Here is a 26,506-nt window from a genome sequence, read left to right on the forward strand (position 1 = left end):
GGTCGGCTCAGAGCTTGCCGGCCGCAGCCTCGTCGAGCAGCCAGATGGTCTTCTCCTGACCGATGGCGCCGGCGGCGGGAATATCGACCGGATCCGCACCGCCGACCGCGGCGGCGACCGCATCGGCCTTCGCCTCGCCGGACACCACCAGCCAGACCTCGCGAGACCGTCGAATCGCGGGCAGGGTCAGGCTGATTCGGCGGGGTGGCGGCTTGGGGGAGTCCGTCACCGCGACCACCAACCGGGTGGTCTCGCGCACCGCCGGGGTGTCCGGGAACAACGAGTTGATGTGCCCTTCACCACCCATACCCAGCAGGTGTACATCGAACTGGGCCGGCAGCTCCTGTTCGTATGCGGCGGCGGCATCGTCGATGGCGTCACCGAACAAGCCGTCGCTGGTAGCCATCCGGTGCACATTCGCCGGCGGAATGTTGATGCTCTCCAACAGCGCATCGTGCGCCTGCTGGTCGTTACGTTCGGCATCGCCCTGCGGCACGTAGCGGTCGTCGCCCCAGTACAGCTGGACGTTCGACCATTCGATCTCGGCCCCGGCGACATGGCGCAGCAACGCGATCCCGACGGTGCCGCCGGTCAGCACGATGTCCGCCGCCCCGCGGGTGGCGATGGCCGAGGTGATCGCCCCGACCAGTCTCGCGCCCGCCGCTTTCGCCAATTCGTCTGCGTCGGTGTAGGTCTCGATGATGCGTTCAGACATAACTCACCTTGTCGATGCCCGTGAGGGCGTCGTAGTAGATTTCGTCGGCATCGAGGCGGCGTAGGTCCTCGGCCAGGCACTCCTTGGCCTCGCGGCGGGCCAGCGGCACCAACGCATCCGGCTTGCCGGTACGGCTCAGTACGGCGGTGACGCCGGTCTGCGGACGTACCAGGGCGACGGTTTCACTCGGCCTGGTCAGCTCCACCTTCAGTTCACCGGTCGTCCGGGTCACGGGTCCGTCGATCCGGTTGGCCAACCAGCCGGCCAGGATGTCAAGTGCGGGTTCGTCCTTGAGCCCGGACACCAGCGCGGAAGTGATGGGTTCGTGCGGCGGCTGGTCGATCGCCGCGGCCAGTAAGGCACGCCAGTAGGTGACGCGGCTCCAGGCAAGATCGGTGTCACCGGCGGTATAGCCGTTGAGCCTGCTCTTGATGCAGGCCAGCGGATCAGTGCCATTGGTGGCGTCGGTGATCCGGCGAATCGCCAACTTGCCCAGAGGGTCCTGTGCGGGGACGGCAGGCGCGAGGTCGGGCCACCAGGTCACCACCGGGGTGTCGGGCAGCAGGAACGGCGTCACCACACTGCTGGCGTGGTTGGCCAGTGGACCGGACAATCGCAGCACCACCACCTCGTTGGCGCCGGCGTCGCGGCCCACCCGCAGCTGAGCATCCAGCCGGGCCTCGGTGGTCAGTCGGTCCCCGGGAATCACCACGATCACGCGGCACGGATGCTCACGGCTGGCCCAGTTGGCCGCCTCGATCGACTCCTCGAGCACCGCTTCGGTATCGGGGGCGATGACCAGCGTCAGTACCCGACCGAGGGTGATCGCACCGCCCTCCTCACGCAGAGCGACGATCTTCTTGTTGATTGCCCCGGTATTGGTCTCGGGCAGATCGACGATCATTACGGCCGCCTCCATTCCCGGCCCGACCGGCGCAACATCTCGAACGCCGAATCGGGGCCCCACGTTCCGGACTCGTACGAATCGGGCTTACCGTGCGTAGCCCAGTACTCCAGTGCGGGATCCAGGATCTTCCAGCACAATTCGACCTCGGCGTTGACCGGGAACAGCGATGGCTCGCCCAGCAGGACATCGAGGATGAGGCGTTCGTAGGCCTCCGGTGACTCCTCGGCGAAGGCCGAGCCATATGAGAAGTCCATGCTGACATCGCGGACTTCCATGATGTGGCCGGGAACCTTGGACCCGAAACGCAGGGTGATTCCTTCGTCCGGTTGCACCCGTATCACGAGTGCGTTCTGGCCGAGCTCATCGGTCATCGTGGCATCGAACGGCAGGTGTGGCGCACGCTTGAACAACAGCGCGATCTCGGTGACTCTGCGGCCCAAGCGTTTTCCGGTGCGCAGATAGAACGGCACGCCGGCCCAGCGGCGAGTGTCCACATCCAGGGTGATGGCGGCGAACGTCTCAGTGGTCGATGTCTTCGAGAAGCCTTCCTCGTCCAGCAGACCGACTACTTTCTCTCCGCCCTGCCAGCCTGCGGCGTACTGCCCCCGGGAAGTGGTCTCGTCCAGCGGCTCGGCGAGCCGGGTTGCCGAGAGCACCTTGATCTTCTCGGCCTGCAGCTCTGCGGGGGAGAAACTCACCGGCTCCTCCATGGCGGTCAGCGCCAGCAGCTGCAGCAGATGGTTCTGGATGACGTCGCGGGCGGCACCGACCCCGTCGTAGTAGCCGCCGCGCCCGCCGAGGCCGATGTCCTCAGCCATCGTGATCTGCACACTGTCGACGTAGTGCGAGTTCAACACCGGCTCGAACATCTCGTTGGCGAAGCGCAGTGCCAGGAGGTTCTGGACGGTCTCCTTGCCCAGATAGTGGTCGATGCGGAACACCGACGACTCCGGGAACACGCTGTTGACCACCGCGTTGAGTTCCTCGGCGCTCTTGAGGTCGTGACCGAACGGCTTTTCGATGACCACCCGGCTCCAGCTGCCCTCCGGCTTGTCCGCCAAACCGGACTTCGACAGCTGTTCGCAGACCTGGGGGAACGCCTTCGGCGGGATCGACAGGTAGAACGCGTGATTACCGCTGGTGCCGCGTTCGACATCGAGTTTGTGCAGGGTGTCCTTGAGTCGTTCGAACGAGGCGTCATCGTCGAAAGTGCCCTGTACGAACCGGAATCCCTCGGCCAGGCGATCCCAGACCTCCTGGCGGAACGGCGTTCGGGCGTGCTGTTTGACCGCGTCGTAGACGACCTTGCCGAAATCCTCGTCCGCCCAATCGCGGCGGGCGAAGCCCACCAGCGCGAAGCTGGGTGGCAGCAAACCGCGATTGGCCAGATCGTAGATGGCCGGCATCAACTTCTTGCGGGCCAGATCACCGGTGACGCCGAAGATCACCACTGCGCACGGCCCCGCGATGCGGGGCATGCGCTTGTCGCGCTTGTCCCGCAACGGGTTACGCCAGGCGGTTTCGAGCCTGCCGCTGGCCGGGCTCATTTCTTGGCGGCGTCGAGTTGGCCCTGTGTCGCGTCGAGCAGTTCCTGCCACGACTTTTCGAACTTGTCCACACCCTCGTCTTCGAGCACCTTGAACACATCGACCAGGTCGATGCCGACGGCGCTGAGTTTGTCGAAGGTTTCCTGTGATGCCGCCGCGGTCCCGCTGATGGTGTCGCCGGTGATCTTGCCGTGGTCGGCGACCGCTTCCAGCGTCTTCTCCGGCAAGGTGTTCACGGTGTGCGGTGCGACCAACTCGGTGACATACATCGTGTCGGAGTACTCCGGGTTCTTGACGCCGGTGGACGCCCACAGCACGCGCTGCACACGGGCGCCGTCGCCCTTGAGCGCCGCGAAGCGCTCACCGCCGAAGACTTCCTCATAGGCCGCGTAGGCCAGGCGCGAGTTGGCCACCCCGGCCTTGCCCCGCAGGGCCAAAGCCTCGTCGGAGCCGATCTTCTCGAGCCGGTTGTCGATCTCGGTGTCCACCCGGGACACGAAGAACGATGCGACCGAGTGGATCTTGGACAGATCGTGGCCGGCTTCCTTGGCTGCCTCCAGGCCGGCCAGGTAGGCGTCCATGACAGCGCGGTGCCGCTCGACCGAGAAGATCAGCGTGACGTTGACCGAGATGCCTTCCGCGATCACCGCGGTGATGGCGGGCAGGCCGGCAAGGGTCGCGGGGATCTTGATCAACAGGTTGGGCCGGTCGACGATCTTCCACAGGTCGATCGCCTGCAGGATCGTCTTGTCGGTGTCGTGGGCCAGCCGCGGGTCGACCTCGATCGACACCCGGCCGTCGACGCCGTTGGAGGCCTCGTACTGCTTGGCCAGGACGTCGCACGCGTTGCGGACGTCGTCGGTGGTGACGGTGCGGATGGTGTCGTCGACGTCGGCGCCCTGCTCGGCGAGTTCGGAGACCTGAGCGTCGTAGGCGGTGCCCTTCGACAGCGCCGCCTGGAAGATCGACGGGTTGGTGGTCACCCCCACGACGCTGCGGGTATCGATCAGATTCTGCAGATTGCCGGTCTGCAGCCGCTCGCGCGACAGATCGTCGAGCCAGACGGATACACCCGCGGCACTCAGCGCCGCGAGGTTCGGGTTCTGAGTCATATTCGCCTTCTCCTGCCAGTCGTCTGTCAGTTGTCTAGGGATCGTTCCGCCGCGGCCGCCACAGCCTCGGGGGTGAAACCGAACTCACGGAACAGCGTCTTGTCGTCGGCCGAGGCGCCGTAATGCTCGATCGAAACGATCTCGCCGGTGTCTCCGACCAGTCTGTACCAACTCTGCGCCACCCCGGCCTCGACCGCCACCCGGGCCGAAACCGCCGGCGGCAGCACTGAATCGCGGTACTCCTTGGGCTGCGATTCGAACCACTCGACACATGGCATCGACACCACGCTGGCGTTGATCTCCTTGTCCGCCAACAGCTTCTGCGCTGCGACGGCAAGCTGGAGCTCGGACCCCGTGGCGATGATCACCACGTCAGGGTTCTCGTCGGGGGTTCCACCGAGCACGTAGCCACCGCGGGCCACACCATCGGCGCTGGTTCCCTCGATCACCGGGACGCCCTGGCGGGTCAGGATCAACCCCACCGGGCCGGTGCTGGCGGTGCGCTCCAGCACGGTCTTCCACGCGTAGGCAGTTTCGTTCGGATCACCCGGGCGGACCACCGACAGGTTGGGGATCGCGCGCAACGCCGCCAGGTGCTCGATCGGCTGGTGCGTCGGGCCGTCCTCGCCGAGACCGATCGAATCATGCGTCCACACGTAGATCGGATCGATGTTCATCAATGAGGCCAAACGCACGGCCGGCCGCATGTAATCCGAGAACTGGAGGAATGTTCCACCGTACGGGCGGGTCGGGCCGTGCAGCACGATGCCGGACAGGATGGCACCCATCGCGTGCTCGCGGATTCCGAAGTGCAGGGTGCGGCCGTACCAGGTCGCATTCCAGTCCTCGGTCGAGATCGACGGCGGCCCAAACGAGTTCGCGCCCTTGATCGTGGTGTTGTTGCTACCGGCGAGATCGGCCGAACCACCCCACAGCTCGGGCAGCGTCTGCCCGACGGCGGCCAGCACGGCCCCGGAAGCGGCGCGGGTGGCCACCGGCTTGGAATCGAGCTCCCAGTGCGGCAGGTCGGCGTCCCAGCCCTCGGGGAGCTTCTGCGCCTGCAGCCGGTCCAGCAGCTCCTTGCGCTCGGGCTCACGCTCGGCCCAGGCATCGAAGGTCAGCTGCCAGTCGGCGTGCGCCTGCTTGCCGCGGGTGACCAGCTCACGGGTGTGGGCGATCACGTCGTCGCGCACGTCGAAGCTCTTGTCGGGGTCGAAGCCCAGGATCTTCTTGGTGGCTGCCACCTCGTCGGCGCCCAGCGCCGAGCCGTGCACGCCACCGGTGTTCATCTTGGTGGGGGCGGGGTAGCCGATGATGGTCCGCAGTGCGATGAACGAGGGCTTGTCGGTGACCTTCTTGGCCTCGGCGATCGCCTGTTCGATCCCCACGACGTTCTCGCCGCCCTCGACCTCCTGGACGTGCCAGCCGTAGGCGCGGTAGCGCGCGGGCACATCCTCGCTCAACGCGATGTCGGTGTTGTGCTCGATGGAGATCTTGTTGTCATCCCAGAACACGATGAGATTGCCGAGCTGCTGGGTGCCCGCGAGTGACGACGCTTCGCTGGTGACGCCCTCCTCCATGTCACCGTCCGAGGCCACCACGTAGATGTAGTGGTCGAACGGGCTCTCGCCCGGCGCGGTGTCGGGATCGAACAGGCCGCGCTCGTAGCGAGCCGCCATGGCCATTCCGACCGCCGACGCCAGCCCCTGGCCGAGCGGACCGGTGGTGATCTCCACACCCTTGGTGTGGTGGTACTCGGGATGGCCGGGGGTCAGCGAACCCCACGTGCGCAGTGCCTCGATGTCGGCCAGCTCCAGGCCGAACCCGCCGAGGTAGAGCTGCAGGTACAGGGTCAGGCTGGAATGCCCGCAGGACAGGACGAAACGGTCGCGGCCGATCCACTCGGTGTCGCTGGGATCGTGGCGAAGCTGCCGCTGGAACAGCGTGTAAGCGAGGGGAGCCAGGCTCATCGCTGTTCCCGGGTGGCCGTTGCCGACCTTCTGCACCGCGTCAGCCGCGAGCACCCGGACGGTGTCGACGGCAACGCTGTCGAGTTCGGTCCAGTCATCTGGGTGGTTGGGCTGGGTGAGAGCGGTGATCTCTTCGGCGGTGGTCACTAAGCTCACTTCCTCGTCATCTATCTGCCGGCACGTGCGCGCAGTTGCCATGCTGCTACGACAAACACCCTAGTGGGGCGGACTCATCGGATGCAGACTGGTTCTCACACCGATACCCGGTCGTTTACCCCGTTGTTGCCCCGGAACGGACCCTGCAGTGCCGAGCCACTCGGGCGGCGGTCTACCATCGTGTGTAGTAGAAGCCGCGTGACGCCACCCGAGGAGTTATTTGCGTGAGCATTCGCGAGCGCCGGCTCATTCATGGGGCGCCTAGCCGAGTACGGTCCACCTTCCTGTCGTATCTGGCTTTGACCAAGCCGCGTGTGATCGAGTTGTTGCTGGTCACCACCATTCCGGCGATGTTGCTGGCGGACCGAGGCACCGTTGACCCGCTGCTGATCCTCAACACCCTGATCGGCGGCATGCTCGCCGCTGCCGGCGCCAACACGCTCAACTGTGTGGCCGACGCCGACATCGACAAGGTGATGAAGCGGACCGCGCGCCGGCCGCTGGCCCAGGCGTCCGTGCCCACGCGGCACGCGTTGATCTTCGGACTCGTGCTGTCGGTGACGGCGTTCTGCTGGCTGACGTGGACATCGAATCTGCTGTCCGGTGTGCTGGCAGTCGCCACGATCGCGTTCTATGTCTTCGTCTACACGTTGCTGCTCAAACGCCGCACCTCACAAAACGTGGTGTGGGGCGGGGCAGCCGGGTGCATGCCGGTGATGATCGGCTGGTCCGCGGTGACCGGCACCATCCAGTGGCCCGCATTGGTGATGTTCCTGATCATCTTCTTCTGGACACCGCCGCACACCTGGGCGCTGGCGATGCGTTACAAGGACGACTACAAGGCGGCCGGGGTGCCCATGCTGCCCGCCGTGGCCACCGAGCGTGAGGTCACCCGTCAGATCTTGATCTACACCTGGGTGACGGTGCTCACCACGCTGGTGCTCGCACTGGCCACCGGATGGCTCTACGGAGCCGTGGCCCTGCTGGCAGGCGCCTGGTTCCTGGTGATGGCCCACCAGCTGTACTCCGGGGTGAAGCGCGGCGAGCCGGTGAAGCCGCTGCGGTTGTTCCTTCAGTCGAACAACTACCTGGCCGTGGTGTTCTGCGCGCTGGCAATCGACTCGGCACTCGCGCTGCCGACGATCTTCGGTCACTAGGCGCCATCGCTTATCCGGTCCAGCTGCCCCCGACACCGTTGGTGTGGCAGCGTTGTGGGCATGACCGAACTGGTGAGCCCTGACAACTTCGCGCGTGCCGAATCCGACCTGTACTTCGCCAATGCAGTCAAGGACGGTGGTTTCGGAAAGTTCTTCCACAACCGCGAGCTGACCCCCATCGACCACCAGCTCGTCATCCGGCAGAACCGGGACACGCTCTATTCCGCGGCGGTGTTCGATCTCGACGGCGGGCCGGTCACCATCACGCTGCCCGAGAACGCGGGCCGGTTCATGTCGCTGCAGATCATCAGCGAGGACCACTACACCACCAATGTGGCCTACGCGCCGGGCGAGGTGACGTTCAGCCGCGACTCCGTCGACACCCGCTACGCGATCGCGGCGGTGCGCACCCTGGTCGATCCGGGCGATACCGCGGACCTGGCCGCGGTGCATGCGTTGCAGGACGCGATCACCGTCTCGCAGGCCGAGCCGGGATTCTTCGAGATCCCGCAGTGGGATCCGGTCAGTCAGAAGACGGTTCGCGATGCACTCATCGCGTTGTCCACCACCGTGGCCGACACCAGGGGAATGTTCGGCCCCAAGTACGAAGTGGAGCCGGTCCGGCATCTGATCGGCTCGGCGTTCGCCTGGGGCGGCAATCCCGCACGCGATGCGTTCTATCTCACAGTGGTGCCGGCCCGCAACGACGGCACCACCGTGCACCGCCTGACCGTGAAAGACGTCCCGGTGGACGGGTTCTGGTCGGTGACGGTCTACAACAAGGACGGCTACTTCACCGCGAACCCGCAGAACGCCTACTCGCTGAACAACGTCACCGCGGTCAGGGACGCCGACGGCTCCACCACGGTGCAGTTCGGCGGGGGCGACGCGGCCAACCTGCTGCCGATCACCGAGGGCTGGAACTACATCGTGCGGCTGTACCGGCCGAGGCCCGAGATCCTCGACGGTTCCTGGACGTTCCCCGACGCCGAGCCGGCTTAGGGGACCTGTGCGTCGAGCCTGATTTCTACATCAGGGCTGTCGATCGGTCGGTCGGATCCGCAGCCCTGATGTAGAAATCGGCGGTTGCCGGGTGCGGCCTAGGGCACCAGCACGATCGAGCCGACGGTCTTGCGGCCCTGCAGGTCGGTGTGGGCCTGGGCCGCCTCGGCCAGCGGGTAGCGACCGCCGACGGTGATGGTGATCGACCCGTCCGCGATGGCGTTGATCAATTCTCCCGCACGCCATGAGAATTCATCGGGTGTGCGGGTGTGGTGGGCCAGCGTCGGCCGGGTCAGGAACACCGAGCCGGCCGCGTTGAGCCGCTGCGGGTCCACCGGCGGCACCGGACCACTGGCCGCACCGAACAAGGCCAGCGTGCCGCGAATCGCGAGGCTGGCCAGGCTGGCGTCGAACGTCGATGCACCGACCCCGTCGTAGACGGCGGCCACACCCGCCCCGCCGGTGAGATCGCGAATCTTGTCCCCGAATTCGGTCGGATCCTCGGGATAGTCGAGCACCTCGATCGCGCCGGCCTGCCGGGACAGCTCGGCCTTCTCCGGCGTCGAGGCAGTGGTGATCACCCGGGTGCCCATGCTGGTGGCCCACTGGGTGAGGATCAGGCCGACGCCGCCGGCGCCGGCGTGTACCAGCACGGTGTCGCTCGGCTGCACGGCATAGGTGGACTTGATCAGATAGTGCGCGGTCATGCCTTTCAGCAGCGCCGATGCGATGGCGTCGGGCGCCACACCGTCGGGTACGTAGGCGACGAAATCGGCTGGGGCGACACAGAAGTCGGCGTAGGCGCCGGTCGCGTTGGCGGTCACCACGCGGTCGCCGACGGCCAGCGCGGCCACGTCGTCGCCGACCGCGGCGACGGTGCCGCACACCTCGGAACCGACGATGAACGGAACGTCTCGTGGATACAGCCCGGACCGGAAGTACGTGTCGATGAAGTTGACGCCGACCGCCTCGGCCTTGATCAGTACCTCGCCGGGGCCCGGGGAGGGCTCGGGCCGCTCGACGTAGCTCAGGACTTCGGGTCCGCCGGTCTCTGCAACTTCGATGGCATACACGCCATCCATCATCCACACCTATCATCGCGGGGGTGAAGCTCGCCCGTCCGGATGTGTTCCATCCCCGCATCGTGTTGGCCGGTTGCGCGGCATTGCCGGAAGGTGACGGCGACGACGCCGGCCTGCTCAAGGCGCTGCGTAACCGCGGTCTGCACGCCCGCTGGCTGTCCTGGGACGACCCGGCCACCCTCGATGCCGACCTGGTCATCCTTCGGGCCACCTGGGACTACACCGAGCGTCTCGACGAGTTCCTGGCCTGGACGCGATCGGTGCCCCACTTGATCAACCGGCCGCAGATCGTGGAGTGGAACACCGACAAGCGCTACCTCGACGATCTGCACCGCATGGGGGTTCCGGTCGTGCCGACCGGGTACTTCGCGGTCGGGGACAAGGTCAGCGTGCCAGATGGCGAAGTCGTGGTGAAGCCCGCGGTGGGTGCCGGCTCGACCGGGGCTCAGCGGTTCGTCGACGCCTCCGAGGCCCTGGCCCACGCGGCAGCCCTGCAGGCCAAGGGTCGCGCCGTGTTGGTGCAGCCGTACGACCCGCGGATCGCCGACGGCGAGACCGCACTGGTGTTCCTGGGCGGCAAGGAGTCCCACGCGTTCACCAAGGGGCCGATCCTGCCTCCGGCCGGACAGTCACCCGAGTTCGAGGAAACCGGTACCTACGCGCAGGAGTCGCTGTCGCCGGCCGACCCTGACGACGAGGTTTGGCGGGTCGGCCGCCTGGCCATCGATGCGGTGACCCGATTGTTCGACCTTGAGCCCGAAGATCTGGTGTACGCCCGGGTCGACGTGATCGGTGGCGCGGACGATCCCCGCCTGCTCGAACTCGAACTGGTCGAGCCTGGACTGGGATTCCGGCAGCTCGATCAGACCGCGCGGGAGGACGCTGAGCGGCGGTTCGCCGTCGGTGTGGAGGACGCCCTTGAGCGATTCGGGCTGGGCCCGCTGTCACACCGGGGTTTCTGACCCGCGGTAGGGACCGGCGCGGGCGTCAGTCTGGGAGCCGGGACCCCGTGGCCACGTCGAACCGGTGCACCTCGCGGGCCGAGAGCGCGACGGTCGCGCCCGGCTCGATGTCGGGCAGTGCAGCGGCTTCCACCACACTGGTGAGCAGCATGTCGGAGGCCCGTACCGTGACGATGGCGCGCGGCCCCAGTAGTTCCACGAGCTCGACCGAGGCCACGCCGTCGCCGGTCCCGGTGCCGGTGCCGGTGGCCGGGGTGAGGATGACATCGTCGGGGCGCACACCGATCGTCACCGCTGCCGTGTCCGGTCCGCCAACGGCCATCCGCACGCCGGACAAGGTGCGCAGCTCACCGCCGCTGACCGAGCCGTCGATCAGGTTCATCTTCGGACTGCCGACGAAGGTGGCCACGAAGGTGTCGGCTGGGCGCCGGTAAACCTCCTCGGGCGGACCGGCCTGTGCGATGTGCCCGTCGCGCATCACCACGATGCGGTCCGACAGCGTCATCGCCTCTTCCTGGTCGTGCGTCACGTACAGGGCGGTGATGCCCAGCTTTCGCTGCAGCCGCAGCAGCTCTGTGCGGGTCTCCACCCGCAGCTTGGCGTCGAGGTTGCTCAGCGGCTCGTCGAACAGGAACACCGCGGGTTCGCGGATGATGGCCCGGCCGATCGCGACCCGCTGCTGCTGCCCGCCGGACAGATCCTTGGGTTTACGCTCGACCAGCTTGCCCAGGCCGAGTGATTCGGCGATCTCATCGGCCCGCCGCAACGCCTCGGCGCGCGGAATTCGCTTGGCCCGCAACGGGAACGCGATGTTCTCCCGGACCGTAAGGTGCGGGTAGAGAGCGTAGTTCTGGAACACCATGGCGATATCGCGTTCCTTGGGTTCCAGCGCCGTCACATCACGGTCGCCGATGTGGATGCTGCCGGAGGTGATCTCCTCCAGCCCGGCCAGCATCCGAAGCGATGTGGTCTTACCGCACCCGGACGGGCCGACCAGCACGGTCAGGCTGCCGTCGGTCAATTCCAGGTCGAGATCGGAGACCACAGTCGTTGTCCCGTAAGACTTTCCGACCTTGGAGAACTTCACCGATGCCATATCCGAATCCTTGCTTGTCTAGTACTTGACCGCGCCGCCGCTGATCCCTTGGACCAAGCGTCGCTGGATGAAGAAGCTGGCGATCACGACCGGAACGATCGCGATCATGATGGCGGCGCTCATGGTGCCGATCTGCACACCGCGGAAGGTGTTGAAGTTCGCGATCGCCACCGGCAGGATCGCCGCATTGCCGGGCGCCAAGATCAGCCCGTAGAACAGGTCGTTCCACGACAGGGTGAACCCGAAGATGCCCGCGGCCCCGATACCCGGGTACACCTGCGGCAGCACCACCATCCGGAACGCCTGCCAGCGGGTGAAACCGTCGACCCGGGCCTGTTCCTCCAACGAGGCGGGAACGGCCTCGAAGAAGCCGATTAGAAACCAGGTGACCAGTGGCAGGACGAAGGACAGATGCGCGAAGATCACCGGCGCCAGGGTGTCGGTCAACCGCAGCGCGTGCGCCATGGTCAGGAACGGGAACACCATCACCGCAGGCGGAACCACCTGGGCGGCCAGCATGCCGAACCGGGTCAGCGAGCCACCGGCGCGGTACTTGGCGATGACGTAGGCGCCCATGCTGCCGACCACCAGGCTGATCGATACCGTGATGATGCCCACCAGCGCGCTGCGGCCCGCGGCGGCGAAGACGCCGGAATCCAGCACGTTCTGCCAGTTGGCCAGGCTGGGGGAGAAAGCGATGAGGAACGGCTCCGACATCTGTTCGGGCGTCTTGAAACTCGCCAGCGCTACCCAGGCGATGGGAAACAGGACGAATACGAACGCGGCGGTGAGCACGGTGAGACGCAGGATCTCCAGCCCGCGGGGTCGGGTCATCGGACAGTCCTTTCCGAGGCCCGGCTGCGTTCCATGGTGCGAAACGCCACCACGATCACCACCAGCACGACCGCCAGCACGATGAAGGCCATGGCACTGGCCTGTGCGAGCCGGAAGAACTGGATGCCTTCGAGATACATGTAGTACTGCAGCGTCTGGGTGTCGGTGCCCGGTCCGCCGCGGGTGGTGGCGTAGACGTATTCGAAGACCCGCAGGGCGTCCAGGCCGCGCAGCAGCACCGCCACGGTGAGCACCGGGGCGAGCATCGGGATCAGCACCCGGCGCAACCGGTAGACCGGCCCGGCACCGTCGACGCGCGCGGCCTCCATGGGTTGCTTGGGCATCGATTCCAGGCCGGCCAGGATCAGCAGGACCATGAACGGTGTCCACTGCCAGACATCGATGAAGGCCAGAGTCAGTAGCGCTCGGCCTGAGCCGAAGAAGTCATAGTCGCTCCCCACCGCGTGCAGCAGCGCCGGAACGGCGCCGATTTGGTCGTTGAGCAGGAACCGGAAGATCAACCCGACCGCGATCGGGGTGATGAACATGGGCGCGAGCACGATGGCCCGGGACAGGTCCTTGGCCCAGCGCTGCTGATGCAGCGCCAGGGCCAGGGCGAAACCGATCACCAGCTCCGCGGTCACCGCGATCACCACGTAGATCGCGGTGGTGGCGAACGCCTCCCAGAACGCCGAGTTCGACAGGGCGTTGGTGAAATTCGCCACGCCGACGAAACCAGGCTGCTTACGATCGGTCAGCTTGTAGTTGGTCAGCGACAAGTAGGCCGCGTAGCAGAGCGGGAATCCGACGGCCACAGCGAACAGGGCGAGCAACGGCATGAGCATGCCGTACTTGAACTTCATTTGGACACCCCCGCCATGGTGGCCGCCGGATTCCCTACGGTCACTGCTGGATCCGCTCCGCAGCTGCCTGCGCGTCGCGCAGTGCGTCGGTGACGCTCTTGTTGCCTGCGGCGGCGTCGTTGAGCTCGGTGCCGACCGCCTGGATCATCTCCTCGCCGCCCTTGCCCTGGGTGAGGGGGGACGCGTCGGCCAGGATCTCACCGACGGTCTTGTAGTAGTCGGCGCCATACCCGTCGGCGAGCACCTTCGGATTGGTCAGCGAGCTCTTCCGGATCACGGCACCACCGTCGGCGACCCGCTGCGCGTCGACCTCAGGTGAGGTCACCCAGGAGGCGAACGCCCAGGCTGCGTCGGCTGCGCCGGAGTTGGCCGGGATGGCCCAACTCCACAGTCCCAGAGCCGATTTGCCGCCCGGGATGGGGGCCAGGGCGAACTGGCCGGCACGCTGCGCCGAAGCTCCGGCGGGGTCGTTGAGTGCGGGCAGGTTCCAGTTGTAGCCGATCATCGAAGCCGCCTTACCGCTGGAGATCGAGCGGAAGGCCTCGTCGAATCCCCAGGCCAGGCTGTTGGCCGGGGCAGCGGTGCGATAGGTGTCGATGTAGGCGTTCAGGGCGCGGGCAGCCTGTTCGGTGTTCAGCGTGGGCTTGCCGTCCTCGCCGTAGATCGACCCGCCGGCGGCGAACAGCCAGTTGGCCCATTCTTCGAAGATCTTGTAGCCGCGCTGGGGCTGCATCGCGATGCCGGCCCGATCGGCGGTCTTGAGCTTCTGCGAGGTGGAGACCAGGGCGTCCAGATCGGTGGGGACGGTCAGGCCGGCCGACTTGAGATCGCCGGTGTTGTAGATGTATCCCAGCGCGTAGTTATAGAACGGTACCCCGTACGTGGTGCCCTCGACGTCGGTGATCGCCGTCAGCGACGGGAAGAAGTCGTTGGGCTCATACCCGGTGGTCGAGGAGATCCGGTCGTTGAGCGGCTCAAGGAACCCGGCTGCGGCGAAATCGTCCATCCACGGGTTGTCCACCACGATCAGGTCGTAGGCCGGCTCGGAAGCCTGGAACGACGACACCAGACGGTCACGCATCTGGTCGAAGGTCATGGTCTCGATTTGGACCTTGATGCTGGGGTACTTCTGGTTGAACTGCCCGACAAGGTTTTTCACGACGTCGGTGTCCGGCACATTCTCCATCAGAACCCGCACGGTGGCGCTGGTGTCGGTCGGAACATCGCCGAGCCCGGATGAGCTCTGCTCACCGGAGCCGCCGGTGCCGGCGCAGCCGGCCAGGGTGAGTCCGGCGGCGGCAACGACCGCAGGCAACCACCGGGTCGCCTTGGACGGGGCACGTCGGGCCGCCCGCCGGCTCAACATCGGAATTTTCATGCGTTCTCACTTTCCCTGATGCGGGTGGGGTGGATCGAGGCGTTCACTGGGACGGATTCCGCTCAATCCATGTAGGCACCGCCGTTGACGGACAGTGCTTCTCCGGTGATGAACCGAGCATCCTCGGAAACCAGGAACGCCACCGCGCGGGCGACGTCGTCGGGGGTCTGCAACCGACCCAGGGGGGTGGCATCGACCCAGGACTGGCGCACGCCGTCGGGAGTGGAGCCGCTCAGGGTGGCCTCCCACTCCAATTCTCGGGTCTGCATCGGGGTGGCGACGAAACCGGGGCACACGCTGTTGACAGTGATGCCGTGGGCGGCAAGCTCATAGGCCATCGCCTGGGTGAGACCCAACACGCCGAACTTGGAGGCTACATAGTCCGCCAGGAACGGCACCCGGCCCTGCTTGGCCGCCATCGATGCGGTGTTGACGATGGTTCCGCGCACGCCGGTGCGGATCATGGCGCGAGCCGCGGCCTGCCCGCATAGGAACACGCCCTTGAGGTTGATGTCGAGGCTGCGGTCGAGTTGCTCGGGAGAAACGTCGACAAAGCTGGCCATCGCCGAGATGCCTGCATTGCTGACCCATGCGTGCAGCCCTGTGCGGTCGGCTACATCATCAGCGAGCCGGCCGGCGGTGGCCGCGTCGGTGACATCGAGCCGGCCGGCCTCATGCCCGGTTCCGGCCAGACCGGCGCGGGTCTGCTCGGCCGCGACCTCGTCGATATCGGTTGCCACCACCCGCCAGCCGCGGTCGGCCAGGGTGGTGGCGATCGCCCGGCCGATGCCGGAGCCGGCGCCGGTGACGACGACGGTCTGTGGCGCGTCGGTGGTGGTTGCAGAGTTGTCAGGGGAGGTCATGACCGGGCCTTTCGGGCGATGCGGTGGGAAACGGGGGTGAGCACGTCGCCGAGCTCGCGCCATTCGGTATAGGCCTCGGCGTAACGGTCGACGTGTCGGGGGTTGGGCACAACGGGTTCACCGACGGTCTGGAAGGCCTCGGTGCTGTCCCAGCCCTCGAGCATGCCGGTGCCGACGGCCGCGATGATCGCCGCGCCGAGTGAGGCGCCGGGATGGCCGATGATCGGGGAGAGTGGGGTGTCGAGTACGTCGGCGAGGATCTGCTTCCACAGCACCGATCGGCTGCCGCCGTTGGTGACCAGGGCCCGCCGCAGCGGCACGCCCATCGAGGCGAACACCTCGGTGTGATGTTTGAAGCCGTAGGCGATGGCTTCCAGCACCGAGCGGTACATGTCGGCGCGGTTGTGGGCGAGATCGAGCCCGACGAAGGCGCCGCGCAGATCGGGGTCGTGCAGCGGGCTCTTCTCGCCGAGAAAATAGGGGAGACAGAGGATTTCGGCGGGCCTGCGGGCATCGGCCTCGTCATCCAGTGCCACCAGGTCGATGCCGCCGGACAGGGTCTGGAACCAGCGGATCAGGCTGCCGCTGGTTGCCATGCAGCCGTTGGGCAGCCAGCGGCCCGGAACGGGATGGGCATCGAGGTAGAGCCGGGCGTCGATCACCGGGTGGTCGGCGGCGGCCAGGATGTCTCCGGCGCCGCCAAGCTTCACCAGCCAATCGCCCTCGTTGTTGATCCCGGCCGCGTAGGCCGAGAGCACGTGGTCGGCGCCGCCGACGATCAGCGGTAGCCCTGCGGGCAGGCCGGTGGCGGCCGCGGCGGCGGCACTGAGCTCGCCGGCCTGCGCTCCGGGGGAGAGCACCGTCGGCACCAGCCCGGCTGCCAGGTCGGCCGCGTCATACATGGGCTCGAAGCGGTGTCCGTCGACGGTGCCGAGCCCCGATTCGATGGCCCAGTTCAGCTCGACGTGCGCGGGAGCACCGAGGGCCATGAGCACCCAGTCGTATGAGCCGACCAGGTGTGCGGTGGCGCGCCAGATTTCAGGTTCGTGCCGTTGCAGCCACAGGGCGGTGGGCCCCACGGATTGTTGGGTCACCGCCGATCCGGTGGCTCGCAGCACGACGTCGTTGTCAAGGGCATCTCGGAGTTCGGTGATCTCCGCTGTGGCGCGCGCATCGTTCTGCAGCAGGGCGCGGCGAACCGGCGCACCGTTGCTGTCGACCGGGACGACCGCCGGGACCATGCCGGTGGTCGACAGCGCGCCGATCCGCTTGGGGGAGATGCCGGAATCGGCCAATACGGCGCGGATCCCGTCGTGCACATTGTCCAGCCACTTGGCCGGGTCGGCTTCCGCCTGCCCGGGGGCGTCCGAATACAGCGGGGCGCCGCAAGTGGCCTGGGCGACGATGCGTGCTTGGCCGATATCGACGAGCACGGTCTTGGTGCCCGTGGTGCCGATGTCGATCCCGATCGTGAACTCCGGCATGCCGTCCTTCCCCTTGGGTTCGCTTGGGTGCGTTGCGCGCAGCCATTGCCGCGGTGGGACCACACTACTGACGCTGTTAGATTCTCACAAGATGTGTGGGATAGTCACGACATCTCACGAGATTCTGTACGATCACTGTGATTTAGTAACAGGTGTTGTAGCGAAACACGCCGATGACGAAGCGGAGAGACGCCCCATGAACAGTTGGCTCGACGACGTATTTGCTGTGCGAAAGCCCGTGATCGCGATGCTGCATCTCGCGGCACTGCCGGGGGACCCGGGATTCGACTCGGCCGCCGGTATTCGTGCGGTCGTGGACCGGGCTCGCGGTGAGCTGGCGGCGCTGCAGGAGGGCGGCGTCGACGGTGTGATGTTCTCCAACGAGTTCAGCCTGCCGTACCTGACCAAGACCGAACCGATCACCGCGATCACCATGGCCCGGGTGATCGGTGAGCTTCTGCCCGATATCTCGGGGCCCTACGGCGTGAACGTGCTGTGGGACGGGCGGGCCTCCATCGATCTGGCGGTGGCCACCGGTGCGCAGTGGGTCCGCGAGATCTTCACCGGCGTGTACGCCAGCGACTTCGGCCTGTGGAACACCAATGTCGGTGAGGTCGCCCGGCACCGTCACCGCATCGGTGGCGACGGGGTGAAGCTGCTGTTCAACATCGTTCCGGAGTCGGCCGTGTATCTGGCCGAGCGTGACCTCGCTTCGGTCACCGCCACCACCGTGTTCGCCACCAAGCCGGACGGTATCTGTGTCTCCGGACTGACCGCGGGTGCATCAACGGATACCCAGGCATTGCAGGTGGTCAAGGACAACGCGGGTGCGGTGCCGGTGTTCGTCAACACGGGAGTGCGCGCCCACAACGCTGCCGACCAGTTGTCGATCGCGGACGGGGCGGTCGTTGGCACCTACTTCAAGGAAGGCGGCATCTTCGAGAACCGCGCCGTGGCCTCCCGTGCCGCCGAATTGATGACCGCGGTCAAGGAATTCCGCAAGACGCTATGAGTGAACAGCTGCGCCGCCTGGCGGTCGAGGCCGCCCGGCATGGGGCCGCGGTGTGCCTGCGGCAGTGGGGTGAACCGGTGCAGGCCGAGACTAAGAGTGCGGCCGGCGATGTGGTGACCATCGTGGACCGTGCCGCCGAAGAGGCGGTGCGCGCCGTGTTGTTGAACGCTCGGCCCGACGATGGTGTGCTCGGCGAGGAGTTGGCCGAGCACACCGGCGTTGGGCCGGTGCAGTGGGTGGTAGACCCGCTCGACGGCACCACCAACTACACCCGGCGTATCGCGTATTTCGGCACGTCGGTGGCGGCGCGGTCGATGGCCGACGGTAGCTGGCTGGCCGGCGCGGTGTGTGCGCCCGCGCTGGCCACAACCTGGAGTGCCGCGAAAAATCTTGGGGCACAGGTCGACTCGGGATCGAGTGAGAGGCGTCTGCCGCTCGCGATGGTGCAATCGTCGGCGCGGCTGGTCGGTACCGGGCTGTCCTACGATCCCGGTCTTCGGCGCAGGCAACTGGGCGAACTCGGTGCCCTGATGACCGATTACACCGATATGCGCCGGTTCGGTGCGGCGGCGGTCGATCTGTGTCTGCTGGCTCAGGGCAGTCTCGACGCGTTCGTCGAGGACGACCTGGCGGTGCACGATTGGGCCGCGGGCGCTCTGATCGCCGAGGAGGCCGGGGTCCGGGTGTCGCGGCCCCAGGGGCACGACTCGGTGCTGTCAGCGCGCTGGAGTTGACCGCTCTGCGTTGACGCAGATCACCGAAACTCCGGCCGACTGCAGGGCCTCGACCGCGGGATGCGTCGGCGGGCCGTCGGTGACGAGGATGGAAATGGCCGATACCGGTGCGACATTGATCAGCTGGACTCGGCCGAGCTTGGTGGCATCGGCGGCCACGATCACGCGGTCCGCCGCCCGCATGGCGGCCTGCTTCACATTGCCTTCCTCGCGATGGTATTCCGAAGCACCACGTTTCCCGTCCACTCCGGCGATGCCCATGACATAGGTGTCGCAGTTGTAGCGCTGGTAGAAGTCCTCGGCCTCGGCGCCGATCAGGCTCAGCTCGCCGGGGCGGACCTTTCCTCCGGTCAGCAGGATGGTGGTATCGGGTTCGTCGGCGAGTTCGACGGCCACCAGCACACTGGGCGTTATCACGGTGAGTCCCAGATTGCGGCCCTTGAGGGCCCGGGCCACTGCCAGGACCGTGCTGCCGCTGTCCAAGATCACGGTTTCGCGCGGAGTCAGCAGATCGGCGACCCCGCGGGCGATATGCAGTTTCTCGTCGGCGGCATCGGCGGCCCGCGAGGCAAAGGATGGTTCGGTCGACTTGCCGCCGAACGCGATCGCGCCGCCCAGTACCCGGCGGGCGATGCCTTGTTCCTCGAGCCGTTCGATATCGCGGCGGATGGTCATGGCCGAGACTTCGAATTCGTCGGCCAGGGTGGTGAAATCGACTTCGCGGTCGGTGTGGATCCGCGCGGCGATCGCCGCCCGCCGCGCGTGGGCGTTCATGCCTGGTGCCATGGTTGCAGCGTAGGGGACTGTTGTGAATTATTCACAGCAATCACAGGTGTGGGCGCGCCGGGCCGGATCGGTGCTGATGCCCCAACAGTCAGTGGTCGGAGTCCGCCGCGCTATCACCGGCGGGTCGCACCCGCTCACGCATGGACGCCCACAGCGCCGCGGTGGCCGCGGTGCAGGCGGCCGCGCCGGCGACGTGCACCGCGACCAGGACGGCGGGCACCCCGGTGTAGAACTGCACGATCCCGATCAGCCCCTGTGCGCACACCAGTGCCACCAGGACACCGAGGCGGACCATGACCGGGCGTGGTGCGCGCACCGCGGTGAGTCCGAATCCCAACGCGATGATGAGCGACAGGTAGGCGACGAGCAGCGACGAATGCATGTGCACCAGCGTGGTGATCTCGACCTGTAAACGCGGGACCACGCGATCCAGGCTCTTGTCCCCGGCATGCGGGCCGGCGCCGGTCACCAGCGTGCCCGTCACCAGGACTGCGGCCAGGATGACGGCGCTCAGCGCGGTCAACTGCCGCAACGGTTTCGGCGCGGCTGCGGTGGGCGCACCGGAGTCGGGCTGACCGATCTTGACGAACAGCAGAACCGCGAGCCAGACCATCGCCATAGATGCGAGCAGGTGGATGGCCACGGTCCACCACAGGAGGCCGGTCCGCACCGTGATGCCGCCGATGATCGCCTGGACCACGGTGGACGCCGGCATCAGCCAGGCGTAGATCAACACCTCGCGGCGACGGCGGGCCCTGGTCACGGCCAGGACGGCGGCGATGGCGGTCAGTACCACCAGGAAGGTGATCATCCGGTTGCCGAACTCGACCACCTGGTGCACGACGGCGACTTCGGCATGCGGGACGGGCGTGAAGCTGCCCGGGAAACACTGGGGCCAGGTAGGACAGCCCAGTCCGGACGCGGTGACCCGGACGATCGCCCCGGTGACCGAGATACCGCCCTGGGTGAGGATCACCAGGAACGCGATCAGGCGCTGGACCCGAAGACTCGGCATGGGCAGCAGATCGACCAGTCGCTGGAAAGCTGTTCCGCCGGGCACGGGCTGATCGTAGTTGATCAGGAACTACAGCCCGTAGTAGGGCTGGTGTGAATCAGGTGAACCGGAACCAGCGCAGCGCGCAGATCGCGGCGACGGCACCCCACACCGCAAGGACGGCCACGCCGAACCAGTCCATCGACACCGTCATCGCCTGGGTCAGGGATTCGGTGAGGGCTCCCGATGGCGTGAGCCGGGCAGCCCAGCGCAGCGCCGACGGAACCGGGCCGCCTTCGAGGGTCAGCGCGCCGAGACCGGCGAACACGAACCACAGCAGGTTCGCCAGGGCCAGCACGATCTCGGCCTTGAGGGTGCCGCCGAGCAACAGCCCCAACGCGGCGAACGTGGCCGTCCCCAGGGCGATGATCACCGCACCCAGCGCCAGCCCCGCCGGTGAAGGGCGCCAACCCAGCGCGAAACCGATGGCGCCCAACAGGATCGCCTGCAAGAACACGACGGTCACGACTGCCAGCGACTTGCCGGCGATGATTCCCCACACCGGGAGCGCGGTGGCGCCGAGCCGTTTCAGGGCCCCGTAGCGGCGGTCGAAAGCCACCGCGATGGCCTGCCCGGTGAACGCCGTGGAGATCAGGGCCAGGGCCATGATGGCCGGAGTGAAGGTCGCCGCCCGATTGTCGCCGAACGAGCCCAGCGGCAGCAGTGTCATCCCGACCAGCAGCGTGATGGGGATGAACATCGTCAGCAGCAGCTGTTCGCCGTTGCGCAGCAGCAACTTCAGTTCCAGCCCGAACTGGGCGGCCAGCATGGCCGGCACCTTGGCCGGGCGGGGGTCCGGGGAGAAGGTGCCCGGGGCGAATCGATTCGTAGCACTCGTCATGACCGCAGCTCCCGTCCTGTCAGGTCGAGGAAAACATCTTCGAGGCTGCGCTGCTCCACTCGCATATCGGTGGCGAGCACGTCGAGTCGGGCGCACCACGCTGTCACGGTGGCCAGCACCTGCGGATCGATGTGCCCCTCGACCAGGTACTCGCCGGGAGCGGTCTCGGTGGCCTTGTAGTTCTCCGGTAGGGCGGCCGCCAGCAGGGACAGGTCGAGCTTGCGTGGCGCGCTGAACCGCAGCTGGTTCTCGGCACCGCTGCGGGTCAGCTCGGCCGGTGTGCCGGTGGCGACTGCAACGCCGTGATCGATGATGACGATCCGGTCGGCGAGTTCTTCGGCCTCGGTGAGATGGTGGGTCGTCAGCACGACCGTGACACCGTCGCGGCGCAGCGCATCGATCAACTCCCACACCACAATTCGGGCGTGGGCGTCCATTCCGGCGGTGGGCTCGTCGAGGAAGACCAACTCCGGGCGGCCCACCACGGCGCAGGCCAGTGCCAGGCGTTGTTGCTGACCGCCCGACAACCGCCGGTAGGTGGTGCGGGCGGATTCGGTCAGGCCGAGGGTGTCCATCAACCAGGCCGGGTCGAGGGGATCGGCGGCGTAGGAGGCGACCAGATTGAGCATCTCGCCGGCCTTCGCTGCGGGGTACCCGCCGCCGCCCTGCAGCATCACGCCGATCCGTTCGCGCAACTGCGCGTTGTCCGCAACGGGATCCAGGCCGAGGATCTCGACGCGGCCGCCGTCGGGGCGGATGAAGCCCTCGCACATCTCGACGGTGGTGGTCTTGCCCGCGCCGTTCGGGCCGAGCAGGGCGAGCACCTCGGCGCGTTGCACGTCGAGGTCGAGGTTGGCGACCGCTGTTGTCGATCCGTAGCGCTTGCTGACGCCGCGGAGCAGCACCGGATGTTCAGAACGCGAGGTCACGGGGATTCAGCGTAGGCGTCGGGGGACTGCGTGCGTGCCGGCGGTGGGCTTGTGTCCGTCTGACGTGACGCGCGCCACGGTAGCCGGCGCCACGTCAGCCCGATCAGGATCAGCACGATCAGCGCGCTGGCCAGCGTCGCCATCACGATCTGGAACAACGTGAACCGGTCGCCGTTGGCCGTCGGACCGAAGATGCCGACGACCAGCGTGATGGCGATCGTGGATCCGCGGAACCCCGGCCGGGTTGCCCACGCGGCCAACGGGATCACCGCCCACAGCAGATACCACGGTTGGACCACCGGGAACAGCAGAATCGTGCCGCCGAGGGCGACGCCCAGACCGCCCACGGGATGCAGGCGGCCGCGCATCACGGCCAGCAGCAGCCAGCTGACCAGGATCGCGATCAGGAAGACGCCGATGGCGCGGGTCAGGGCGAGTACCGCGGTGGTGTGATCGCCGAGCCCCAGCAGGATGCCGACCTGGCCGGTGCCCAGGGCCAGCAGTGTCGGCGGTGACATCCAACTGCGCACCACGTTGGCCGTGCCCAGGGTGCCCAGCCACCCGAAGCCCAGCCCGCTGGCCCAGCCGATCAGGGCCATCACTGCTATAGACACCGTGCCGAGTGGGATGCTCGCCACGAAAAACGCCTTGATCGTGCCGCCCAGACGCCAGGCCAGGGCCATCGCCACGAATCCGAGTGCCAGTAGTGACGGCAGCTTGACCTGGGAGGACAGGGTGATCAGCACCGTGCCGGCCAGCAGCATCGCCGCGGGATACCAGTGCTCCCAGTCCTCGCGTGAGTGCGGCCAGGTCAGTGGCCGGGGAATTAATGGAGCCGTGGCGTCGATGCCGCGCAACGCGAACTCCGTGCCGGCCAGCATCAGCCCGAGCATCAGCGCCTCGTTGTGGATCCCGGCCACCAGGTGCATGAACAGCAGGGGATTACAGGCGCCCAGCCACAGAGCGCTGACCTCGGCGACGCCACAGCGCCGGGCCAGCCGCGGTGTGGCCCAGACGATGAGGCCGACACCGAGAAGCACCACGACGCGGTGGCACAGCACGGCGGCGACGATGTTCTCGCCGGTCAGGGCGGAGATACTCTCGCCGATCCACAGGAAAAGCGGTCCGTACGGCGCCGGGGTCTCGCGCCACAGGCTGGGCACCGACAACGTGAACACGTGATCGAGCCCGAGACCGGTCGCCGGGCCGACCTTGTAGGGGTTGAGCCCGATGTACCCGATCTCGCTCTGGGCCAGATACGAGTAGACGTCCTTGCTGTACATCGGCGGCGCGATCAGCAGGGGTATGGCCCACAGCAACAGCGTGCGGTCGAGCTGGCTGCGCGACATCCGGCGTGGGCCGAGGGCGAAGCGTCCCAGCATGAGCCAGGCCAGCGTCATCATCACCGCGCCGGTGGTGGTCATGGTCAGCGACACGGTCTGGATGCGGGAGGGCAGGTTGAGCAGCCGGACGCCGAAGGTCGGATCCTGCACGACGGGGCGGGCGCCCGCGCCGAGGGCGCCGATCGCCATGAGTACGGTTCCGGTGGCCCCGAACAGCCGGGTACGGCGCTGCGCGATGACCTCGGCGGGATTGAGCGGGGACCCGACGGTGCGTTCGTCGCCGTGCCACCGGGCGATCGATGAGCTGAAGGTCGACAGGCGGCTTGCCATCAGGGCAGCGTAACCGTCGGCGGACGCGGTCTTCGCCACGCAACGGTGGCCCAGGTCACGTAAGGGTGCCCTTGCTAGAACCCCGCGGGGAATTCCGTCACAATGGTGTTGTGAAAATACGTCGGGCGGCTGCGGGCTCGGCTTCGGTCAGTGCGCCGAAGCCGGTCAACGACGTGGTGCCGGCTTCCGACGGACATACTCGGCGCGCGATCATCCACCTCTTGCTGGAGGGGCCCATCACGGCCGGGCAGATCGGCGAGCGGCTCGGCATTTCGGCTGCCGGCGTGCGTCGTCACCTCGATGCCCTGATCGAGGCCGGCGATGCGCAAGCCAGCGCCGCCGCTGCGTGGCAGCACAACGGTCGGGGTCGCCCCGCCAAGCGCTACCGGTTGACTGCTGCGGGGCGCGCCAAACTCGGCCACACCTACGACGACCTCGCGGTCGCTGCGATTCGGCAGTTGCGCGAAATCGGTGGCAAGGAAGCCGTGCGGACGTTCGCGCGGCGCCGGATGGACACCATCCTGGCCGGGGTCACCGAGGGGCCGGGCGGAGTCGCCGACACCGCCGAGCGGGTGGCCGGCGCGTTGAGTAGGGCCGGGTATGCCACCACAACGAATCCGGTGGACGGCCCGATCCACGGTGTGCAGATCTGTCAGCATCACTGCCCGGTTTCGCACGTCGCCGAAGAGTTCCCGGAGTTCTGTGAGACGGAGAACGAGGCGTTCGCCGAGATTCTGGGCACCCACGTGCAGCGCCTGGCCACCATCGTCAACGGTGACTGCGCCTGCACCACTCACGTCCCACTCGATGCGGACAGCGTCGAAAACAAGGCAAGTACAGACAGTTCGACCAAGGTTCGGAGCACAGCCCGCGCCCGGACGACCGCCACGATCAAACAAGGAGCGGCGACATGACCATCACGCCCGAAACGCCATTGACCCAGGAAGAGACCATCGCGTCGCTGGGCAACTACGGCTACGGCTGGTCGGACTCGGACGTCGCAGGCGCCAGTGCGCAGCGCGGCCTGTCCGAAGCCGTCGTGCGTGACATCTCGGCCAAGAAGAGCGAGCCGGAATGGATGCTGGAGACCCGGCTGCGGGCGCTGCGCACCTTCGACAAGAAGCCCATGCCGAACTGGGGTTCCAACCTCGAGGGCATCGACTTCGACAACATCAAGTACTTCGTGCGCTCCAGTGAGAAGCAGGCCGCCACGTGGGACGACCTGCCGGCAGACATCAAGAACACCTACGACAAGCTGGGTATCCCGGAGGCTGAGAAGCAGCGTCTGGTTTCCGGCGTGGCCGCGCAGTACGAGTCCGAGGTGGTCTACCACTCCATTCGTGAGGACCTCGAGGCCCAGGGTGTGGTCTTCCTGGACACCGATACCGCGCTGCGTGAGCAGCCCGAGATCTTCAAGAAGTACTTCGGCACGGTGATCCCGGCCGGCGACAACAAGTTCTCGGCGCTGAACACCGCGGTGTGGTCGGGAGGTTCGTTCATCTACGTGCCGCCGGGTGTGCACGTCGACATCCCGCTGCAGGCCTACTTCCGGATCAACACCGAGAACATGGGCCAGTTCGAGCGGACGCTGATCATCGCCGACGAGGGCTCCTACGTGCACTACGTCGAGGGTTGTACCGCGCCGATCTACAAGTCCGATTCACTGCACTCCGCTGTCGTGGAGATCATCGTGAAGCCCGGTGCGCGGGTGCGGTACACCACGATCCAGAACTGGTCGAACAACGTCTTCAACCTGGTCACCAAGCGGGCCCGGGCCGAGGCCGGCGCCACCATGGAGTGGATCGACGGCAACATCGGCTCCAAGGTCACCATGAAGTACCCGGCGGTCTGGATGACCGGTGAGCACGCCAAGGGTGAGGTGCTCTCGGTGGCGTTCGCCGGTGAGGGCCAGCACCAGGACACCGGCGCCAAGATGCTGCACCTGGCCCCGAACACGTCGTCGAACATCGTGTCCAAGTCGGTGGCCCGTGGCGGCGGCCGAGCCTCCTACCGCGGCCTGGTCCAGATCAACAAGGGCGCGCACGGTAGCAAGTCGAGCGTGAAATGCGATGCGCTGCTGGTCGATACGATCAGTCGCTCGGACACCTACCCGTACGTCGACATCCGCGAGGACGACGTGACGATGGGTCATGAGGCCACGGTGTCGAAGGTCAGCGAGGATCAGCTGTTCTACCTGATGAGCCGCGGTATGACCGAGGACGAGGCGATGGCGATGGTGGTGCGCGGCTTCGTCGAGCCCATCGCCAAGGAACTGCCCATGGAATACGCGCTCGAGCTGAACCGGCTGATCGAGCTGCAAATGGAAGGCGCGGTCGGTTAAGTGACACA

General features: G+C 66.8%; 24 protein-coding genes. 7 read left to right on the top strand and 17 right to left on the bottom strand.

Translation table 11 applies throughout. The annotated features are described in order from the left end of the window. Nucleotides 1-7: 7 nt before the first annotated feature. Genes pgl through tkt form a run of 5 tightly spaced genes read right to left on the bottom strand, consistent with a single transcriptional unit; the run spans nt 8 to nt 6,398 of the window. Nucleotides 8-715, bottom strand: coding sequence for a 6-phosphogluconolactonase (pgl, locus tag EYZ64_RS14895; RefSeq protein ID WP_135454274.1), 708 nt, complete (start codon nt 713-715; stop codon nt 8-10). After that, nucleotides 708-1,619 (bottom strand): glucose-6-phosphate dehydrogenase assembly protein OpcA, encoded by a 912-nt coding sequence (gene opcA / locus EYZ64_RS14900; RefSeq protein ID WP_135454276.1) that lies wholly within the window; start codon nt 1,617-1,619, stop codon nt 708-710. Before opcA ends, pgl begins: the two co-directional genes overlap by 8 nt. Then, nucleotides 1,619-3,169 carry a glucose-6-phosphate dehydrogenase gene (gene zwf, locus EYZ64_RS14905; protein ID WP_135454278.1) on the bottom strand — a complete coding sequence of 517 codons (1,551 nt, stop codon included), beginning with the start codon at nt 3,167-3,169 and terminating at the stop codon, nt 1,619-1,621. The genes opcA and zwf overlap by 1 nt, the downstream gene beginning before the upstream one ends. After that, nucleotides 3,166-4,281, bottom strand: coding sequence for a transaldolase (gene tal / locus EYZ64_RS14910; protein WP_135454280.1), 1,116 nt, complete (start codon nt 4,279-4,281; stop codon nt 3,166-3,168). Before tal ends, zwf begins: the two co-directional genes overlap by 4 nt. Before the next feature lie 26 nt (nt 4,282-4,307). Continuing rightward, a complete protein-coding gene (tkt, locus tag EYZ64_RS14915) occupies nt 4,308-6,398 on the bottom strand; it encodes a transketolase (RefSeq protein WP_135460017.1) in 2,091 nt (696 codons plus the stop codon). 233 nt (nt 6,399-6,631) lie between these two features. Between tkt and EYZ64_RS14920 the strand changes: the two genes are divergently transcribed. Then, complete coding sequence (locus EYZ64_RS14920; RefSeq protein ID WP_135454282.1) at nt 6,632-7,564, top strand: heme o synthase; 933 nt, start codon at nt 6,632-6,634, stop codon at nt 7,562-7,564. A gap of 72 nt (nt 7,565-7,636) precedes the next feature. Further along, entirely contained in the window at nt 7,637-8,566 is a 930-nt protein-coding gene (locus tag EYZ64_RS14925; protein WP_210115653.1) for a DUF1254 domain-containing protein, read from the top strand. 98 nt (nt 8,567-8,664) lie between these two features. Here EYZ64_RS14925 and EYZ64_RS14930 read toward each other — a convergent pair whose 3' ends face one another. Further along, complete coding sequence (locus EYZ64_RS14930; RefSeq protein WP_135460018.1) at nt 8,665-9,639, bottom strand: quinone oxidoreductase family protein; 975 nt, start codon at nt 9,637-9,639, stop codon at nt 8,665-8,667. 32 nt (nt 9,640-9,671) lie between these two features. On the opposite strand from EYZ64_RS14930, the gene EYZ64_RS14935 reads away from it, so the two are divergent. After that, the gene (locus EYZ64_RS14935; RefSeq protein ID WP_167857838.1) at nt 9,672-10,610 is read left to right on the top strand and encodes an ATP-grasp domain-containing protein; all 939 of its coding nucleotides are present in this window, start codon (nt 9,672-9,674) and stop codon (nt 10,608-10,610) included. Nucleotides 10,611-10,635: 25 nt separating this feature from the next. Here EYZ64_RS14935 and EYZ64_RS14940 read toward each other — a convergent pair whose 3' ends face one another. From EYZ64_RS14940 to EYZ64_RS14965, 6 genes are all read right to left on the bottom strand, one after another. Beyond that, complete coding sequence (locus tag EYZ64_RS14940; protein WP_135454286.1) at nt 10,636-11,706, bottom strand: ABC transporter ATP-binding protein; 1,071 nt, start codon at nt 11,704-11,706, stop codon at nt 10,636-10,638. Between the two features lie 18 nt (nt 11,707-11,724). Beyond that, a complete protein-coding gene (locus EYZ64_RS14945; protein WP_135454288.1) occupies nt 11,725-12,540 on the bottom strand; it encodes a carbohydrate ABC transporter permease in 816 nt (271 codons plus the stop codon). After that, nucleotides 12,537-13,403, bottom strand: coding sequence for a carbohydrate ABC transporter permease (locus tag EYZ64_RS14950; RefSeq protein WP_135454290.1), 867 nt, complete (start codon nt 13,401-13,403; stop codon nt 12,537-12,539). The genes EYZ64_RS14945 and EYZ64_RS14950 overlap by 4 nt, the downstream gene beginning before the upstream one ends. 40 nt (nt 13,404-13,443) lie before the next feature. Next, entirely contained in the window at nt 13,444-14,781 is a 1,338-nt protein-coding gene (locus tag EYZ64_RS14955; RefSeq protein ID WP_135454293.1) for an ABC transporter substrate-binding protein, read from the bottom strand. 62 nt (nt 14,782-14,843) lie between these two features. After that, nucleotides 14,844-15,644, bottom strand: a complete 801-nt coding sequence (locus EYZ64_RS14960; RefSeq protein ID WP_135454295.1) for an SDR family NAD(P)-dependent oxidoreductase — start codon at nt 15,642-15,644, stop codon at nt 14,844-14,846. Further along, nucleotides 15,641-17,128: an FGGY-family carbohydrate kinase gene (locus EYZ64_RS14965; RefSeq protein ID WP_135454297.1), complete on the bottom strand. Its 1,488-nt coding sequence runs from the start codon at nt 17,126-17,128 to the stop codon at nt 15,641-15,643. The genes EYZ64_RS14960 and EYZ64_RS14965 overlap by 4 nt, the downstream gene beginning before the upstream one ends. 196 nt (nt 17,129-17,324) lie before the next feature. On the opposite strand from EYZ64_RS14965, the gene EYZ64_RS14970 reads away from it, so the two are divergent. Next, nucleotides 17,325-18,140, top strand: coding sequence for a BtpA/SgcQ family protein (locus tag EYZ64_RS14970; protein ID WP_135454299.1), 816 nt, complete (start codon nt 17,325-17,327; stop codon nt 18,138-18,140). After that, nucleotides 18,137-18,874, top strand: a complete 738-nt coding sequence (locus tag EYZ64_RS14975; RefSeq protein WP_135454301.1) for an inositol monophosphatase family protein — start codon at nt 18,137-18,139, stop codon at nt 18,872-18,874. The genes EYZ64_RS14970 and EYZ64_RS14975 overlap by 4 nt, the downstream gene beginning before the upstream one ends. On the opposite strand, the gene EYZ64_RS14980 is transcribed toward EYZ64_RS14975, so the two are convergent. From EYZ64_RS14980 to mptB, 5 genes are all read right to left on the bottom strand, one after another. Next, nucleotides 18,857-19,660, bottom strand: coding sequence for a DeoR/GlpR family DNA-binding transcription regulator (locus tag EYZ64_RS14980; protein WP_135454303.1), 804 nt, complete (start codon nt 19,658-19,660; stop codon nt 18,857-18,859). The two genes, EYZ64_RS14975 and EYZ64_RS14980, sit on opposite strands and share 18 nt — an antisense overlap. Nucleotides 19,661-19,748: 88 nt before the next feature. Further along, a complete protein-coding gene (locus EYZ64_RS14985) occupies nt 19,749-20,675 on the bottom strand; it encodes a COX15/CtaA family protein (RefSeq protein WP_135460020.1) in 927 nt (308 codons plus the stop codon). Between the two features lie 97 nt (nt 20,676-20,772). Further along, on the bottom strand, nt 20,773-21,555 hold the full coding sequence (locus EYZ64_RS14990) for an ABC transporter permease (protein ID WP_135454305.1): 783 nt from the start codon (nt 21,553-21,555) through the stop codon (nt 20,773-20,775). Next, entirely contained in the window at nt 21,552-22,484 is a 933-nt protein-coding gene (locus tag EYZ64_RS14995; RefSeq protein WP_135454307.1) for an ABC transporter ATP-binding protein, read from the bottom strand. Before EYZ64_RS14995 ends, EYZ64_RS14990 begins: the two co-directional genes overlap by 4 nt. Then, complete coding sequence (mptB, locus tag EYZ64_RS15000; RefSeq protein ID WP_167857839.1) at nt 22,481-24,157, bottom strand: polyprenol phosphomannose-dependent alpha 1,6 mannosyltransferase MptB; 1,677 nt, start codon at nt 24,155-24,157, stop codon at nt 22,481-22,483. Before mptB ends, EYZ64_RS14995 begins: the two co-directional genes overlap by 4 nt. A gap of 65 nt (nt 24,158-24,222) precedes the next feature. On the opposite strand from mptB, the gene EYZ64_RS15005 reads away from it, so the two are divergent. Together EYZ64_RS15005 and sufB are read left to right on the top strand one after the other, a co-directional pair. After that, nucleotides 24,223-25,071, top strand: coding sequence for a helix-turn-helix transcriptional regulator (locus EYZ64_RS15005; RefSeq protein WP_210115513.1), 849 nt, complete (start codon nt 24,223-24,225; stop codon nt 25,069-25,071). Next, nucleotides 25,068-26,498: a Fe-S cluster assembly protein SufB gene (gene sufB / locus EYZ64_RS15010; RefSeq protein ID WP_135454309.1), complete on the top strand. Its 1,431-nt coding sequence runs from the start codon at nt 25,068-25,070 to the stop codon at nt 26,496-26,498. The genes EYZ64_RS15005 and sufB overlap by 4 nt, the downstream gene beginning before the upstream one ends. The last annotated feature ends 8 nt before the right edge of the window (nt 26,499-26,506 follow it).

Source organism: Mycobacterium sp. DL99 (genome assembly GCF_004762045.1).
In the GTDB taxonomy this organism is placed as follows: domain Bacteria; phylum Actinomycetota; class Actinomycetes; order Mycobacteriales; family Mycobacteriaceae; genus Mycobacterium.

What these genes read in the sequence shown, in the direction of transcription:
- EYZ64_RS14950 (WP_135454290.1), bottom strand. Translation starts at nt 13,403, where the DNA reads ATGAAGTTCAAGTACGGCATGCTCATGCCGTTGCTCGCCCTGTTCGCT.
- zwf (WP_135454278.1), bottom strand. Translation starts at nt 3,169, where the DNA reads ATGAGCCCGGCCAGCGGCAGGCTCGAAACCGCCTGGCGTAACCCGTTG.
- EYZ64_RS14940 (WP_135454286.1), bottom strand. Translation starts at nt 11,706, where the DNA reads ATGGCATCGGTGAAGTTCTCCAAGGTCGGAAAGTCTTACGGGACAACG.
- sufB (WP_135454309.1), top strand. Translation starts at nt 25,068, where the DNA reads ATGACCATCACGCCCGAAACGCCATTGACCCAGGAAGAGACCATCGCG.
- EYZ64_RS14985 (WP_135460020.1), bottom strand. Translation starts at nt 20,675, where the DNA reads ATGCCGAGTCTTCGGGTCCAGCGCCTGATCGCGTTCCTGGTGATCCTC.
- pgl (WP_135454274.1), bottom strand. Translation starts at nt 715, where the DNA reads ATGTCTGAACGCATCATCGAGACCTACACCGACGCAGACGAATTGGCG.
- EYZ64_RS14980 (WP_135454303.1), bottom strand. Translation starts at nt 19,660, where the DNA reads ATGGCACCAGGCATGAACGCCCACGCGCGGCGGGCGGCGATCGCCGCG.
- tal (WP_135454280.1), bottom strand. Translation starts at nt 4,281, where the DNA reads ATGACTCAGAACCCGAACCTCGCGGCGCTGAGTGCCGCGGGTGTATCC.
- EYZ64_RS14970 (WP_135454299.1), top strand. Translation starts at nt 17,325, where the DNA reads ATGAACAGTTGGCTCGACGACGTATTTGCTGTGCGAAAGCCCGTGATC.
- EYZ64_RS14975 (WP_135454301.1), top strand. Translation starts at nt 18,137, where the DNA reads ATGAGTGAACAGCTGCGCCGCCTGGCGGTCGAGGCCGCCCGGCATGGG.
- EYZ64_RS14990 (WP_135454305.1), bottom strand. Translation starts at nt 21,555, where the DNA reads ATGACGAGTGCTACGAATCGATTCGCCCCGGGCACCTTCTCCCCGGAC.
- EYZ64_RS14955 (WP_135454293.1), bottom strand. Translation starts at nt 14,781, where the DNA reads ATGAAAATTCCGATGTTGAGCCGGCGGGCGGCCCGACGTGCCCCGTCC.
- opcA (WP_135454276.1), bottom strand. Translation starts at nt 1,619, where the DNA reads ATGATCGTCGATCTGCCCGAGACCAATACCGGGGCAATCAACAAGAAG.
- mptB (WP_167857839.1), bottom strand. Translation starts at nt 24,157, where the DNA reads ATGGCAAGCCGCCTGTCGACCTTCAGCTCATCGATCGCCCGGTGGCAC.
- EYZ64_RS14965 (WP_135454297.1), bottom strand. Translation starts at nt 17,128, where the DNA reads ATGCCGGAGTTCACGATCGGGATCGACATCGGCACCACGGGCACCAAG.
- EYZ64_RS14960 (WP_135454295.1), bottom strand. Translation starts at nt 15,644, where the DNA reads ATGACCTCCCCTGACAACTCTGCAACCACCACCGACGCGCCACAGACC.
- EYZ64_RS14945 (WP_135454288.1), bottom strand. Translation starts at nt 12,540, where the DNA reads ATGACCCGACCCCGCGGGCTGGAGATCCTGCGTCTCACCGTGCTCACC.